Annotated in this window: 10 protein-coding genes; 4 read left to right on the top strand and 6 right to left on the bottom strand. The window is 71.2% G+C overall.

The annotated features are described in order from the left end of the window. Positions 1–702, top strand: a 702-nt coding sequence (locus Q8M88_RS07570) for a glycosyltransferase (RefSeq protein ID WP_305595989.1), incomplete at its 5' end; no start/stop codon positions are given. Here Q8M88_RS07570 and Q8M88_RS07565 read toward each other — a convergent pair. The 3 genes from Q8M88_RS07565 to Q8M88_RS07555 all read right to left on the bottom strand — a co-directional run bounded on the left by Q8M88_RS07565 (position 699) and on the right by Q8M88_RS07555 (position 3,859). Then, a complete protein-coding gene (locus tag Q8M88_RS07565; protein ID WP_305595987.1) occupies positions 699–1,814 on the bottom strand; it encodes a GNAT family N-acetyltransferase in 1,116 nt (371 codons plus the stop codon). The two genes, Q8M88_RS07570 and Q8M88_RS07565, sit on opposite strands and share 4 nt — an antisense overlap. Beyond that, positions 1,804–2,751 (bottom strand): hypothetical protein, encoded by a 948-nt coding sequence (locus tag Q8M88_RS07560; RefSeq protein ID WP_305595985.1) that lies wholly within the window; start codon positions 2,749–2,751, stop codon positions 1,804–1,806. The genes Q8M88_RS07565 and Q8M88_RS07560 overlap by 11 nt, the downstream gene beginning before the upstream one ends. Before the next feature lie 163 nt (positions 2,752–2,914). Next, positions 2,915–3,859 (bottom strand): DUF5996 family protein, encoded by a 945-nt coding sequence (locus tag Q8M88_RS07555; RefSeq protein ID WP_305595983.1) that lies wholly within the window; start codon positions 3,857–3,859, stop codon positions 2,915–2,917. A 378-nt stretch (positions 3,860–4,237) separates the two neighbouring features. Here Q8M88_RS07555 and Q8M88_RS07550 point away from each other — a divergent pair, with 378 nt between their 5' ends. Next, positions 4,238–5,341 (top strand): alpha/beta fold hydrolase, encoded by a 1,104-nt coding sequence (locus Q8M88_RS07550; protein WP_305595981.1) that lies wholly within the window; start codon positions 4,238–4,240, stop codon positions 5,339–5,341. A 66-nt stretch (positions 5,342–5,407) separates the two neighbouring features. Here the strand turns inward: Q8M88_RS07550 and Q8M88_RS07545 are convergent, their stop codons facing one another. Then, complete coding sequence (locus Q8M88_RS07545; RefSeq protein WP_305595979.1) at positions 5,408–7,915, bottom strand: ABC transporter permease; 2,508 nt, start codon at positions 7,913–7,915, stop codon at positions 5,408–5,410. Further along, positions 7,912–8,604, bottom strand: coding sequence for an ABC transporter ATP-binding protein (locus Q8M88_RS07540; RefSeq protein WP_305595977.1), 693 nt, complete (start codon positions 8,602–8,604; stop codon positions 7,912–7,914). Before Q8M88_RS07540 ends, Q8M88_RS07545 begins: the two co-directional genes overlap by 4 nt. Positions 8,605–8,671: 67 nt before the next feature. On the opposite strand from Q8M88_RS07540, the gene Q8M88_RS07535 reads away from it, so the two are divergent. Both Q8M88_RS07535 and Q8M88_RS07530 read left to right on the top strand, forming a co-directional pair. After that, positions 8,672–9,367, top strand: a complete 696-nt coding sequence (locus Q8M88_RS07535; protein WP_305595975.1) for an arylesterase — start codon at positions 8,672–8,674, stop codon at positions 9,365–9,367. Beyond that, positions 9,364–10,644, top strand: a complete 1,281-nt coding sequence (locus Q8M88_RS07530) for a DUF445 domain-containing protein (RefSeq protein WP_305595973.1) — start codon at positions 9,364–9,366, stop codon at positions 10,642–10,644. The genes Q8M88_RS07535 and Q8M88_RS07530 overlap by 4 nt, the downstream gene beginning before the upstream one ends. A 6-nt stretch (positions 10,645–10,650) precedes the next feature. Here Q8M88_RS07530 and Q8M88_RS07525 read toward each other — a convergent pair whose 3' ends face one another. Then, the gene (locus Q8M88_RS07525; protein ID WP_305595971.1) at positions 10,651–14,565 is read right to left on the bottom strand and encodes a CHAT domain-containing protein; all 3,915 of its coding nucleotides are present in this window, start codon (positions 14,563–14,565) and stop codon (positions 10,651–10,653) included. Positions 14,566–14,635: the final 70 nt, after the last annotated feature.

Here is a 14,635-nt window from a genome sequence, read left to right as displayed (position 1 = left end):
GCGGCCCGCGGCGACTGGGTCGCGGTGATGGACGCCGACGACCTGATCAGCCCCGATCGGCTGGAGCGCTTGCTGGCCCGCGCCGGCGCGGACGCAGCGCGGATCGTCGCCGACAACCAGGAACTGTTCTGGGAGGACCCGCCGAAGCGCAGCCTTTACCTGACGGCCGAGGCCGTGCCCGCACCGGCATGGATCGACCTGCGCGACTTCATCGCCTGCGAGGCGGGCGGCGTGAAGCTGCCGCCGCTGGGCTACCTCAAGCCGCTGATCGATCGTGCGCTGATCGAGGCGGCCGGCCTGCGTTACGACCCACGCCTGCCCATCGGCGAGGACTACGACTTCCTGGCGCGGTTGCTGGCCGGGGGGGAACGGCTGCGCCTCGATCCGGCGGCGATGTACCAGTATCGAAGGCACGCCGGTTCGATCTCGCATCGCGCGCCGCAGGAGGCGCTGACTGCGCTGCTGGCCGCAGACGACCGGTTCCGCGCCGACCATGCACAACTCTCGGCGTCTGTGGTGCGCGCGCTGACTGCGCGCCGCGCATCCTTGGCTACGCTGCTCGCCTGGGAGCGGTTCGCCGCGCATCTGAAGCGCCGTGAGGTCGGGGCGGCGCTGGCGGTGCTGGCGGGCCGCCCGGCGTTGATGTCGAAATTCGCCGAACCGCTGGCGGCGCGGTTGAGCCGGTTGCGGGCGCGCGCCTAGCCGACGAGGCCACGCAAGCGATCGAGCCGGCGCATCGCCCTGGCCGGCATGGTCGACATCGGTCCGAGCGGCAGCGCCTCGGCCATCCGGCAGACCAGATATTCGGCCGCCCGGAACAGGGTGGCGGCGGACGGCAGGCCGACATAGCCCTCGGCGATGGAGCGGCGGACATTGGAGAAGCTCTCCTTGAACCGGTAAGCCCCCGGACCCAGGTCGATCTCGCGGTAGCCGGCCTCCGGCGCCCATCGCAGCATCTCGTCGAGCAGCACCAGGCCGGGCGAATAGCGGCCGAAGTCCGGGTGGTGACTGATCATCCACGAGTGCAGCACGTCCCGCCCATGCAGCGCGTACTGCGCCGCCACCAGCCGGCCGCCGGCGTGCAAGGTGAACAACGCCCCGCCGAAGTCTGCGCCATCGGCGGCGAAGGTGGCCTCCATCAGCTCCTGGGCCCATGGGGTCTGGAACAGGTCCGTCTGGTGCGTGGCCACCAGCTGCGCCCGCTTCCAGTCGAACAGCTGTTCGAAGGCGGCCCGATCGACGGAGCGGGCTGCAAACACCACCTCGCCATGCTCGCGCTGCAGCTTGCGGCGCTTCTTGGCGCAGTCCTGCAGGATGTCGGTGCCCGCCGCGCGGCGCTCGGCGGCGAACGCCGGATAGCCCGCCGCCACATCGATGACCCAGGAGTCCTCCCGCAGGCGATGATGGCGGGCGAAGGCGGTCTGCGCGCCGAGCGCATTGTGCAGATCCAGCCGTGAGACGCCGAGCGCGGCGACGATGCGGCGGGCGTCCACCGCCAGGTCCGGCGCCGCCACCAGGCCCTGGTAGTCGCAGAACGGGCTGCCCACCGGCATGGCGGTGGAGCGTGTGACGCGCACCGGCAGGAACCCGACCGCCTCGTCCCCGCGCCGCAGCACTGCGATGCGAGCGCCGCGCCGGTCCGGCCCGTCGATCGAGGCCATGGTCAGCACCCACTGGGGCGACAGGAACGGGCTCGCGAGTTCCGGATAGGCGCTCTGCAGGTCGCGCCACGCCGCGAGGTCGGCGGAGGAAAGCTCGTGCGGTGCGACGATATCGATGCGCGTCACCGCGCCGGTCGCGCGCTCAAGCCGCATGTGGCGCCTCGACGCGCTCGAGCCAGCTCTCGCGCCAATAGAGCGGATTGCTGCGCGGGCAGTTCTTGACGCAGATGCCCTGGCAGACGAGGTCGCGCAGCGCGACGGTGTGGGTCAGCGGCGACATCACGCCGGTCTCTTCCTGGATGATCCGATCGACCAGGAACTCGACCTGGAACACCCCGCCGGCGTAGCGCTTCATCTCGGGTTCGAACGCGAGGCCGAGGTTTTTGCCGTTGGCGTCGAGGGTCGCCTGGATCTGTTCGACGGGTTTGATCCGCACCCATTCGCCGGCTTGCAGGTTCAGTCGGCCACGGCGCCGTTCGGTGCCGGGACCCTTGACCGCGTCGATCTCGTCCATGCCCAGCTTGCGGCGCGCCAGGTTCAGCAGCGTGCGCGAAACCACGTTGGCCAACCGCGGCGGCGTGATCTCGCCCCGGCGCAGGTCGGTGGCCAAATGGCCCAGGCTCCACTTGGACATCGAGGCGGTGGCCTCGCCCAGCGCGGTGGACTGGCAGACATAGAGTTCGCCGTCGCGGGTCTTCAACTCGCCAGGCCAGTGCTGTTCGGGCCCGGCGACCGGCGTCGGCGCGTCCGCGTGGACTGGCCTGAGCCAGGCTTCCTTCCAGAACATCATGCAGCGGCGTGCACATCCGTCGTGCGCCGCGCCGTCGCAGCGTGCGCCTTCCAGCAGCACCGTCCCGCCCATCCGCCGCAGGCCCAGGCCCTCGACGCAGGTCTTCTCGGCGTGGCGATGGATGCGCAGGCGCATGCCGCAGAACCGCGCCATCTCCGGCATGAACGGCAGGCCGTCCAAGCGGCCGTCGGCGTCGAGCGTGGCGGCGATCTCGGCGGCGCTGAGCACTACGACCCATTGACCGCGATGGTCATGGCCACCCTCCGCGACGGGCCTGGTTCCTATTGCGGCATCGTCCATGGCTACGCCCCCGCGTCCCAAACTGCTTCGACGGCGCCCCGTCTCTTCCGTCGGAGCAAATATCGCGCCGCTGACATGTGGCGACCAAGCAGGCCGCCTAGGCAAGCGCAGGTCGCCCAACAGGCGAAATCCCCGGCCTGGGATTTCGCCTGTTGCTCGGGATTCAGGCGGGTCGGGGCCGCCCGGGTTCGCCCAGGCCACATTCCAGCGCAGCGCGGTCCCATTGCCCGGCGTCGGCCGCGGCGGCGTAGGTGCTTTCCAGAAACGCCATCAGCGCGGCGTTTGGGTCGGCGGCGGTGCGCACCGCTTCGTAGGGCAGGATGAACTCGCTCAGGCCGATGTCGTATCGCGTTGCGGCCGGCGACGTCTTGGCTGTGCGAAAGCCGCTCGGCTCGGGATAGGCGTAGGCATAGAAGGCCGCTTCCTGGCCAGGCCCGCCGGGCCAGAACCCGGCGCTGCTGACTTCGTGGGAATAGGCCTCGCGCGCCACCGCGTCCGGCAGGTTCGGCACGCCGCCAGGGTGCGGCGGAGCCTTGCGTCCGGAGAACCGCGTCGCCGCGAGGTCGAAGCTGCCCCAGAAGAAGTGCACGGGGCTGGCCTTGCCGAGGAAGCCGGTGCGGAAGTGCTTCAGCACGCGGTCGGCCTGCAGCAACACGCGGTGGAAACGACGCGCCTGATCGGCGTCGAAGGCGCGGGCCGCATGGTCCTGGGCGAACGGCGTCGCTTCAGGAAGCTCGTTGGGCGCGCCGTGGATGGCGACCGGCGTTCCGAGCGCGTCGAGCGCCTCCATCACCTGCGCGTAGAAGGCCGCCACCGACCGAGGCCGCAGAGCCACGTCCGTCTGCGAGAACTCGGTGCGGATCCGTAGCACGGCGTCGACGAAATCGAACTCCAGGTCGAGCGCGCGGGCGCCGTGCGGGACCAGCCCCGTCGAGAGGCCGCGGGCGGTGACGTAGAGCGGCGTCTGCCACGAATGGTTCAGCCACGGCGAGCGGGCGAGCCTGACCTTGCCGACGATCTGACTCCACAGGTGAAGCGTGGTGCAGGTCTCCCGCCATTCGGCGTAGGGCAGGGGCGGCCAGGCGTCGTGCGCGGTCGGTTCGGTCATGCGGCCTCCTGATGCGCCGTTCGGCGCGATTTCAACCTGCCTGGCGAGGCCTCGCCCGGCGCATGGCCATCCGCACGAGGACGCCCACCACAGGCCAGCAATCCGCCGGCCACCACCGCCGACTGGCCCTCCACCGCCGCGCTTAGGAAGACGCCGAGCGCTCCGTACTGTGAGATCAGGTGATCCATCAGCCTCGGGGTCGCATAGCATATGCGACGACGCGCGAGCCCTTCTCACGTCATCGCGACGTCCCCACAAATCGCTTTCTTCGTTTGCCTTCAATCAGGCGTAGCCAAAGGCGGCTGAGGCGCTAGATTGCCGCCACATCCACAAAGATCCCGGGCCTGTACCGGGGCCGACCCTTCAGGAGGACTTCACATGGCGGAACAATCTGCTGCGCCCGCGCGCGGCCTGACCGACGAAAACATCATCAATATCCCGGGCTTGGCGAGCCGGTGGGTCCGCCTGCCGGACGGTCGCAGGGCCCACTACGTCACCGCTGGCGACAGCGGTCCCGCGGTCGTGCTGCTGCATGGCGGCATCGAGGGCTCTTCCGGCACCGCCGGCTGGCGCTTCATGGCCCCGGTGCTGGCCGCCGCGGGTTTCCGCGTCTACTGCCCCGACCGCCCGGGCTACGGCCTGTCGGACACCAGCAGCGAGCGCTACCTGCCGCACGATCAAAAGGCTCAGGTGGACTTCCTCAACATGTTCGTCGACGCCCTGTGCCTCGACAAGTTCCACCTCAGCGGCAATTCGGCCGGCTGCATGATCAGCTGCGACTATGTGGTCACGCACCCCGAGAAGGTGTTGAGCGTGATGTTCATCGCTGGCTTCCTGGGCGACATCTGCGACGTGCCGCGCATCCCGCCGGCGCAGGGCAAGTTCACGCCCAACCCGGGCTATGTGATGAAGCCCTGGGACGGCACGCCGGAAGGCATGCAGCACCTGATGGACGGCATCATCTACGCCAAGGGCGCGGTGTGGCCTGAGCTGGTGCAGATGCGCACGCTCGCGGGCAACAATCAGCGCGCGGCGCTCAAGGCCGCCGGCCGGACCTGGAACCCCTTCGGCGAAGTCGATCCGAACATGGCCCAGATCTTCTCGACCAAGGGCCGCCTCGACAAGCTGACGATCCCGATGATCTATCTCTACGGCATGCAGGACGTGCTGCTGCCGGTCGAGAACGGCTTCGCCCAGGAAGACGCGGTGCCCAACATCCAGTTCTTCTATCCGGAACAGACGGGACACCAGGGCCAGACCGACCGCCCCGAGACCTTCAACAAGGTCGCGGTGGAATTCTTCAAGACCGGCAAGGTGAGCTGGCCGCTCGCGGTCGAAGCCGGCGTGTCGCTGCGCCGTCCGATCGACCCGCGCTATGTCCAGGAACCCAAGGGCGGCTTCCCGAAGCCCAACCCCGGCGCCTACACCGACCTGAAGACCCTTGAGCAGGGCCTGAAGGTGCTGGAGTCCGTGCCCGCCTAGGCACGGCGTCGCGATAGACGAGACAGAGCCCGGCGCCTCATCGGCGTCGGGCTTTTTCGTGCAGGCTCAATTGCGGAGCACAGGAGCCGGACGCTGGGCCAGTGCGTGGGCCGCCGCCAGCAGCCCGCCGATCGCCGTGACACTGGCCGACCCGGCAAGGAGCGCCACCACGCCTGTCCAGTCGACGCTCCAGCTCGCCTTGAACACCTGGGTGACCACGGGCCAGGCGGCCGCCGCGCCCAGCGCCACACCGGCCGCGCCGGCCACTGCGCCCACCAGGCCGTATTCGACCAGATAGGCGCTGAGCACCTGGGCGCGGGACCCGCCGAGGATCTTCAAGGTGGCGGCCTCCCAGGCGCGGGCCCGCGCGCCGGCGGCGATCGCGCCGGCCAGCACCAGCAGGCCGGCCAGGATCGCCACCCCCGCCGCCGCGCGGATCGCCAGGGCGACGCGGCCGAACAGTTCGGCCGCCGACTGCAACTGTTCGCGCACGCTGATCACATTCACCTGAGGAAAGTCGCGGCCCAGCGCGCCGGTGACCGCCGCCTCCTGGGCGGGCGTCGCCTTGGCGATGGCGATGTTGCGCGGATTGGCGCCGGCGATCGCGCCTGTGTTCAGCGTCACCGCGAAGTTGGAGCCGAAGCCGCCCCACTCGATGCGGCGCAGCACGGCGATCCGCGCGTCGATCTCGCGGCCCAGCACCGCGACAGTGATCTGGTCGCCGACCTTCAGGCCCGCGCCCTTGGCGGCGTCCTGCTCCAGGGCCACAAGCGGAGGCCCGGCATAGCCCTGCGGCCACCAGCGGCCCTGGCTCACGCCGCCTTGCTCGGGCGCGCCGTCCAGGGTCGACATGGTCAGGTCGTTGTCGAACGCCCAGCGCTCGCCCTGGGCGATGCGCTTCAGGTCCACCGGGGCGCCGTTGAGCCGCACGATGCGCCCAGTGATCATCGGCGCACGCAGATAGCGGTCGGGGCCGGGGCGATCCAGGTTGGCGGCGATCGTCGCGTCGAAGGCGGCGGCCTGGGCGCCGGGGATCTCGGTGAACACCAGGGCCGGCGCGGTGCGCGGGGCGATCTCGGTGACTTCGGCCAGCAGGCTCGATTGGATCAGCACGACGGCGGCCAGCAGGGCGACGCCCAGGCCAATGGCGGGCGAGGCGGTGCGCGCCGCCGAGCCTGGTCCGGCGAGGTTGGCGAGCCCCAGGCGCACGGGCCCACGCGCAGCCCGGCGCAGTCGCCCGGCGCTCCACGCCGCGCCGAGCCCCAGCGCCCAGAGCAGGGCGAAAGCCGCCGCCGCCCCGCCGATCAGTCCAGCGGCGGCCATGCGCGTCGGCGCGGTGATCACCGCGAGGCCCGCGAGACCCAATGCTGCGAGCGCCGCGCCGATGGTCTCGGGCCCGAGCTTCAGCCGGCCGCTCAATTCACGGCGGAACAGCGCCGATGGCGGCGTCAATCGCGCCCGGGCCAGCGGCGCCAGCGAAAACGCGGCGGCGGCCAGCACCCCGAACACCGCCGCCTTGACCAGGGGTTCTGGATAGACCGCGAACAGGGCCGGCACGGGCAAGTCTCCAGCCAGCGCGCCGATGGCGAAGGGGGCCGCCGCGCCGATCGCCAGCCCGATGGCGATGCCGAGCATGGCCAGCACGCCGATCTGGATCAGGTAGATATTGCGGATCAGCGCGCCCTCGCCGCCTAGCGCCTTGAGCGTCGCAATCGAGGGTTTGCGTCCTTCGAGGTAGGCGGACACCGCGCCCGCCACGCCAAGGCCGCCTGCCGCCAGCGAAGCCAGGCCGATGAAGCCCAGGAAGTACTCCAGCCGGTCGATCAGCCTCCCGGCGCCGGCCGCCGCCTGCGAACGGTCGCGGGCCTCGAAGGTCGCCTTGGGCAGGGTTTTGCGGACCGCGGCGATGACAGCCTTGGGATCGGCGCTTGCCGGCAAGGCGACGCGCACCGCCTCGCCGAACAGACCGCCCGGCGCCAGCTGGCCGGCCTTTTCGACAGCCTCGACGCGGGTGAGCACGCGAGGCCCGAGCGCGAAGCCTCGTCCCAGTCGGTCGGGCTCTGAAACCAGGACGGCGCGGATCACGAAGGTCGCCGGGCCGACGCTGAACCGGTCGCCGGTCCTCAGCCCCATGCGCTCCAGCAGCGCCGGCTCCGCAGCCGCCCCGAACGCCCCGTCCTTCGAAAGCAGCGCGGCGGCGAGATCGGGCGCGCCCTGCAGCTCCACGCGCCCGAGCAGGGGGTAACCCGCGCCGACGCCGCGCAGGTCGATCAGCCGCCGTGCGCCCGAGGCGGTCTCGGCCATGGCGTTGGCGCGCACGGCGTAGGCGGTCGGGCCCAGGCGGTCGAAGGCGGCGCGTTCGCGCGGGCTGAACCGGCGCTGCTGGACGCTGAACACCACGTCGCCGCCGAGGATCTCCCGAGACTGGCTGGCGAGGCCCTGACGGAACGCCTCGGCGGTGGAGCCGGCGGCGGCGATCGCCGCCACGCCGAGGGCCAGGCACGCGAGGAAGATGCGGAAGCCCGCGACGCCGGACCGCAGCTCGCGCCAGGCGAAACGCAGGGCAAGGCTCACTCGGCGGCCCTCGCGAGCGACATGTCGATACGGCCGGCCTGCATGCGCACGGTGCGGTCGGCGCGCGCCGCCAGCCGCTCGTCATGGGTCACCAGCACCAGCGCCGCGCCCGCCTCGCGCACCAGGTCGAACAGCAGGTCGGCGACCATGGCGCCGTTCTCGCTGTCCAGGTTGCCGGTGGGTTCGTCGGCGAACAGCAGGACAGGACGGACGGCCAACGCCCGGGCCAGCGCCACGCGCTGCTGCTCCCCGCCGGAAAGCTGATGCGGATAGTGGCCGAGGCGAGCGCCCAGGCCCAGACGCTCCATCCAGAGCCGCGCCTCGCCGCCCGCGCCGCGCCGTCGGGCCAGCTCCAGCGGAGCCGCGACATTCTCCTCGGCGGTCATGTTGGGCAGCAGGTGAAAGCTCTGGAACACCAGCGCAGCGCGGCCGCGCCGAAGCCGGGCGCGGCCGTCCTCGTCGAGGCGCGCCAGATCCGTGTCGAACAGCAGGACGCGCCCGCCGCTCGGCGTCTCCAATCCCGCGGCCACTGAGATCAGCGAGGACTTGCCCGAGCCCGACGGCCCGACCACCGCCAAGGCCTCGCCCGCTGCCACGGTGAGGTCGACGCCGCGAAGGATCGCCACAGGTCCGGCGCTGGACGGCAGGGTCAGGGTCACGTCCTGGAGAACCAGGGGGGCGGCGGCCATTCGACGACTCCGGTCGCGGCGTATGATTGAGACGGCGGGGGTGCGCCCTATATAGGTCGCCGACCCCATGAACGCATCCGAACCTCATTTCGCCCGCCGCGCCGTCCTGATCGGAGCCGCGGCGGCTTTGCTCGCCGCCTGCGGACCAGCGGGAAAGAGCGAGCCTGTGGACGCCGCGGCCGCGCCGTCGCCACCTGTCGCGCCCGCCGCGCCGGTGGTGACCGTGTTGGGAGATTCGATCACCGCCGGCTATGGCCTGGCCGCGGCCGACGCCCTGCCGGCTCAGCTCGAGGCGGCGTTGGCCGGCGAGGGGGTCAACGTTCAGGTGCGTGGTGCCGGCGTCTCGGGAGACACCACGGCGGGCGGGCTGGCGCGGGTCGACTTCAGCGTCCAGGACGACAGCGCGGTCTGCGTCGTGGCGCTGGGCGGCAACGACATGCTGCAGGGTGTCGCGCCGTCGCAGGTGCGCGCCAACCTCGACGCCATCGTCGGCAAGCTGCAGGCCCGCGGCGTCGGCGTGGTGTTGGCCGGCATGCGGGCGCCCCCGCAGTACGGTGGCTACGCAGCCGACTTCGATAAGGTGTTCGTGGAGGTGGCGAAGACCCGCAAGATCGCCCTGTATCCCTTCCTGCTGGACGGCGTGGCGCTGGACCATCGCTTCAACCAGGACGACGGCATCCATCCGAACCCGCAGGGCGTGCGGTTGATCGCCGAGCGGCTCGCTCCCGTGGTCGCCGAGGCCCTGCGCAAGGCGCGGCCTTGACCCAAGAACCCGACGTGGTGTCCGAGGCGGACGCCAGGCGAGCGCGGGACTTCGCCCGCATGCGCGCCGTCGCCACGGGCCTGCTGGGCTTGATGGCCGTGGTGTTCGTCGCCGCCAGCCTGGCGCGCGTGCGCTGGCCACACCTGGCCCCGGCGCTGGGCTATGTGCGCGCCTTCGCCGAAGCCGGCATGGTCGGCGCCTGCGCCGACTGGTTCGCGGTGACCGCCCTGTTCCGCCGCCCGTTCGGCCTGCCGATCCCGCACACCGGCATCATCCCGCGCAACAAGGCCCGCATCGGCGAGGCCCTGGGCGGGTTCATCGCCGACAACTTTCTCACCGAGCGGGTGCTGGAGGAGAAGCTGCGCCAGCTCGAGGTCGCCCGCTGGGGCGGCGACTGGCTGGCTCGACCCGCCAACGCCCGACGCCTGGCCCGCCGGCTGGCGGCGATCCTGCCGCAGGTGATCGCGGCCTTGCCGCCGGGGGCTTTGCGAGAGGTCGCAAGTTCCGCTGCGTTTGCTGCGGCCCGCACCACGCCTGCCGGACCGCTGGCGTCGCGGGCGCTGGCGGCGATATGGAACGATGGTCGCGCCCAGGTGATGCTGGACCTGGGCATCGAGCGCCTCGGCGGTTACCTGGCCGAACATCAGGAGACGATCCGCGCCAAGGTTTCCCAGCACTCGTATCGGTGGCTGCCCAAGTGGGTGGACCGGATGATCGCCGACAAGGTCACCGACGGCCTGCTGCAGATGCTGCAGGAGATGCACGACCCCGATCACCCTTGGCGCCTGGAGCTGCGCGACATCATCGAGCGCTACATCGCGCGCCTGGCGTCCGATCCCGAACTGCAGGCCCGCGCCGAAGCGTTCAAGATGCGGATGCTGGCCGACCCAGGCCTGCGAGCCCAGGCCGACGAGCTGTGGACAGGGCTTGAAGGGAAGCTCGCCGAAGAGCTGGCCGCCGACGCGCGCGGCGTCGCCGACCGGCTGGAGCGCGCCCTTCTGGCGCTGGGCGCGTGGCTGGCCGGCGACCTGGCGGCCCAGGCGCGGCTGAACGAGTGGGCGCGACTGCTGGTGCGTCGTGGCATCGCGCCCCGTCGCCGCGAGATCGGCATGTTCGTGGCCCAGGTGGTGGCGAGCTGGGACGCCCGCAGCATCGTCGACAAGCTGGAGCTGCAGGTCGGCAAGGACCTGCAGTACATCCGTGTCAACGGCACTCTCGTGGGCGGTCTTGTCGGCCTGGCGATCTACGCGACAGCGCGCGCCTTCGGTCTCGACTGAAGCCGATCAGGGCAGCGTCAGGCGGAAGATCGCCGCCTCGCCCGCCAGCACGCCCCCGATTGTCGCCTCGCCTGGCCGCGCCGTGTCCGTCGCCTCGACGAACACGTGCGATCCCGCATCCAGCATGACCGGCGCGGACGCATGACCCTGTGGCGACAGGATGAAGACCATGCCGCTGACGCTCATCTGCGCATCCTTCATCAGGTCCCAGCCGTTGCTGACGTCGCGGCGTTGGAAGTCGACGACGCTGTGCTTGTTGGCGGCGACCACGACCGCTCCGCCCGGCGTCGTTCCCATGGCGCGGACCTCCGACGACCCCATCGAGATGTCCTGAAACATCGTCTCGACAGACATGGCCGCGTCGAGCGTCGCGATGGCGGCCTGGGCCTCGGTCGTGCAGGACGCCGTGAACGATCCGCCCAGCAGCGCGCCGCCGGCCCGCGGCGTAACGGCGGCCACCACCCAGCCGGGCATGACCTTCGAGGCCAGCAAGGCGCCGTTGGCCGGGTCGCGCAACTCCACCCAGGTGATCGGCGGGGTCAGGCAGATCGGGGAATCGAAGTCGTCCTCGCCTGCGGATGGCGGTGGTTCGCCGCGCGGGAAGCGCTCCGTGTAGGTGACCAGCAAACCGGCCTTCACCGGCGTCAAGGTGACCTGATCGAGACTCGCCGCCTGCGGTGCGACAGCGAACAACGGGCGTGGGGCGCCTTCGCCCGCGATGGCGAACACCCGCAGCTTCGGGCCCGTCGCCACCGGGTCGCCACGGAGGTTCAGGTCCACCACGGCGAACAGGGCGCGATCCTGGCTCAGCCGGGTTCCCACCGCCAAGCGTGTGTCCATTCCTGCCGGCGCGTCTCCACTCCAGCGTTCCCTCACCCGGCCCGAACCCGCGTCTAGTCGCTCGACGATGGGGACGTAGCGTCCCTCGGCGCCAAGCGTCTGGCCGCCCGCCAGTACGATCGATCCGAGCTGCGTCAGGAACCGCGCGGCCTGGACGTCGGCGACGTCTTGCCGCCAGATCTGGGCGCCCGAATCCTCGACCATCCGGGTCGCCGAGCCCCGCGCTTTCGCCGTCGGTGCGGTCATGAAGCGCACGGCCAGCCGGTCGCCGGCGCGGGCCAGCGCCGTCACCTCTCCGCCGCCTCGGGACAGCACCTCGACCGAGGTGCGGCCCGCCGGGGCCACATGTTCCGCGCCGGAATCGCCAAGCACGATGAACGGCGCCCAGAACCGCGGATGCAGCCAAGCCTTGCCCGGTGGATTGGCGAGGAACGCGCGTTGGGCCATGACCAACGCCACGGCGGGGTCCTGGTCGGGCGCCGCCTGCAAGCGCGCGAACACTGCGGCGACCACCTGCTTGCTGGTCTCGGAGTCGACGGGCCACAGGGTCGCCAGGGTGGACGGGACGCCGGCGATGGCGAAGGCCGTGGCCAGCGCCGGCAACTCGGCGGCCATTAGCGACAGGTCGAAGTTGGCGGTGTTGCAGGCTGAGAGCGCCACGAAGCGCGCGGCCAGGTTCAGGTCGGCGATTTCCGAGGCGGTCAGCAGGCCGTCGTCGAGCGCGTCGCTGGCCGAAACCGGCGTCAGCGCCAGCGCGGGCTCGGGCAGGCCGGGCAGCTCATCGCGCAACAGGCCGTGGGTGGCGAACGACAGGTATCGGTAGGATCCAATCAGCTGCCCGCGCACGCCGCCCTCGGTCGCGGCGTCGCCCAGCAGCAGCCTGGGGTCTCGAAAGCCCTTCGCCGAGCGCTCGAGCTCGTCGCGGGTCTCCGGCAAAGGCGCGAGCGCGGCAAGGCCTGGGCCGCTCCGCGCGCCGCGAGCGACCACGCCGGCGCGGTTCTCGCCGCTGGCCGTGACGCCGGTAAGCAGCGGGTCGCCGACGCCCAGGAACTCCATCCCGGCGCCGGGACGGAGCGCCTGGGTGCGCGCCGCGATCACCGCGCTGGCCGAACCGGCGAAGGTCACCGCGTGGTCGCGCACCAGCCACGGCGCGGCGGCGAGGTCGTAGCCGCCAGCGATCTTCGGCGGCGCGTGCTCCAGCAGCACCGACAGCGGCAACGAGGTCAGAGAAGCGTGCGGCAGCCACAGGATGCGGTCGCCGGCGCGCAGGCATCCGTCGAAGGGGCGGATCAACGCATCGTACAGGCGCCGCGACGCCTCGACCGGGAACTGAGCGTCCAGCGCCTCGGACGGGGCGTGGTCCGCAGTCAACGCGGCCTGCACAAGGCGGGCGTCGAGGGCGATCTTCTGCGCGTCGGTCGCCATGGTGCGGCGCATGATCGTGTTGCGGCGGATGCACATGTAGGCCGCGCCGCCGAGCGTCGGCGCCAACACCAGCGCCGCTTCATCCGGCCTGAGCGTCGCCTGAAAGCGCTTCAGCGGCGCCAGGTTGGTCCCGGATGTGGCGATCCCCTGCTTGGACAGCTCGGCGGCCGCCTGGTCGATGCGGTCGCTGAAGTCACGGAACAGGGCGCGCTTGGGGATGTCCCGGGTCAGCCACGCGCCGGTGGCTGCGGCGGGCGCGACCAGGCTCGCAACGCGCTGCAACTCCGCCCGCTCCAGTCGATCGCGCCGGGCGCGCAGGCGCAGCGCCTGGTGGATCGACCGCCTCTGCAGCTCGTTCTTCGCCTGGCCGAGGACGGTGAGCGCGTCGGCGTCGACGGACGCGCCGCGTCGTCCCTGAAGTTGCAGCAGGGCGAAGGCGACCTCGGGGTCAAGGCGCTCAACCTCGGCCAGGGACATTCCGATCAACAGGTCGTCGATGGCGTTGAGGTGACGCCAGGCGCCGAAGGGCGCAGGCGGCGCCTGCCTGGCGACCTCGACCATCAGCCGTCCGGCCTCGACCATCCCATCCTGCCGCGCGCGTCCGGCGGGTGAGGCGAGGGCGGCGCCGGCCACCCGATACACCTCCAGCCGGCGGCGCGCGCCGGGATCCATGGCGAAGGCTATGGGCGCGTTCAGCGCCTGGGCGGCGACCGGATCGTCCGTGCCATCGACCGCCGCAGCCAGCGCACGCGCGGCGAGATAGACCACCTCATGCAGGTTCGCCGGCGCACGTCCGGGCCGAGCGTAAAACGCTGCGGAGGGGTGGGCGGCCAGCGCCCTGTGGGCGCATTCTCCTTGCCGGCGGGCGGCGCAGGCGACGGCGACCAGGACCGTTGCGTCGCTGAGCATGTCATCGCGCGCGCGTGGGTCGAGTTCGATCCGCCCGAGCGTCACGAACGCCGCGTCCGCGGCGCGACCGGCGGCTTGCAGGTCTCCGCGCTGCTCCAGCAACTGGGCTTCGATCAGCTTGAAGCGCGCGGCCTCCACGCTCAGCGGCGGCAGAGACCGGGTGATCATCTCGCGGGTCGCCGCGTGGATCCCATAGGCCCGGTCGACGTCGCCGATCGCCAGCAGCCGAGCGATGCTCTCGGAGAGCGCGCGGGCGACGACGAAGGGGTCCGCTTGCGGATTGGTCAGAGACGCGGTGAGCGACAGGACCTTGTCGAGGCGACGCCCGGCCTCCAGCGGCCTGCCCTGGGAGATCAGGATGTCGGCGGCCAGCAGCTGGCGGCGGATGTAGAGGTCGGCGTTGGACGCGTTCTCGTGCGACCAGGCGCCGCCGTCGAGAATCTTCGCGACGACCGCGGGCGAGCCGCCGGAGAACCGCGCATAGCTCAGATAGTAGTCGGCGTAGCGCAGGCCTTCGCGCTGCTGGATCGCATTGCCGGTGACCGCGGTGGTCGTGGCTTGGGCGTATTTCGGCGCGTAGTCCTGCACGCAGTCCAAGGCGAAGCTCTGGATGCAGATGTCCAGAAGGGCGCCGATGTCGTCGAGCTGACGTTTCGATTCGCGCCCCGGAACGGCGATGCGCGCCTCCAGCATCGAACGCGCCGCCTGACCCTTGCCCTGGAAGTACAGCGCCCAGGGAGACGCCATCGCGTCCTGCGCCAATGCAACCCCAGGCAGAACCAGACTTGCGGCCAGGGCGAAGGCCGCTAGGCTTGGC

Origin of the sequence: Phenylobacterium sp. (assembly GCF_030693805.1) — a bacterium.
Taxonomy (GTDB): Bacteria; Pseudomonadota; Alphaproteobacteria; order Caulobacterales; family Caulobacteraceae; genus Phenylobacterium.
The sequence above is the reverse complement of the archived record's forward strand: the minus strand, read 5'-3'. Positions and strand labels throughout refer to the sequence as shown.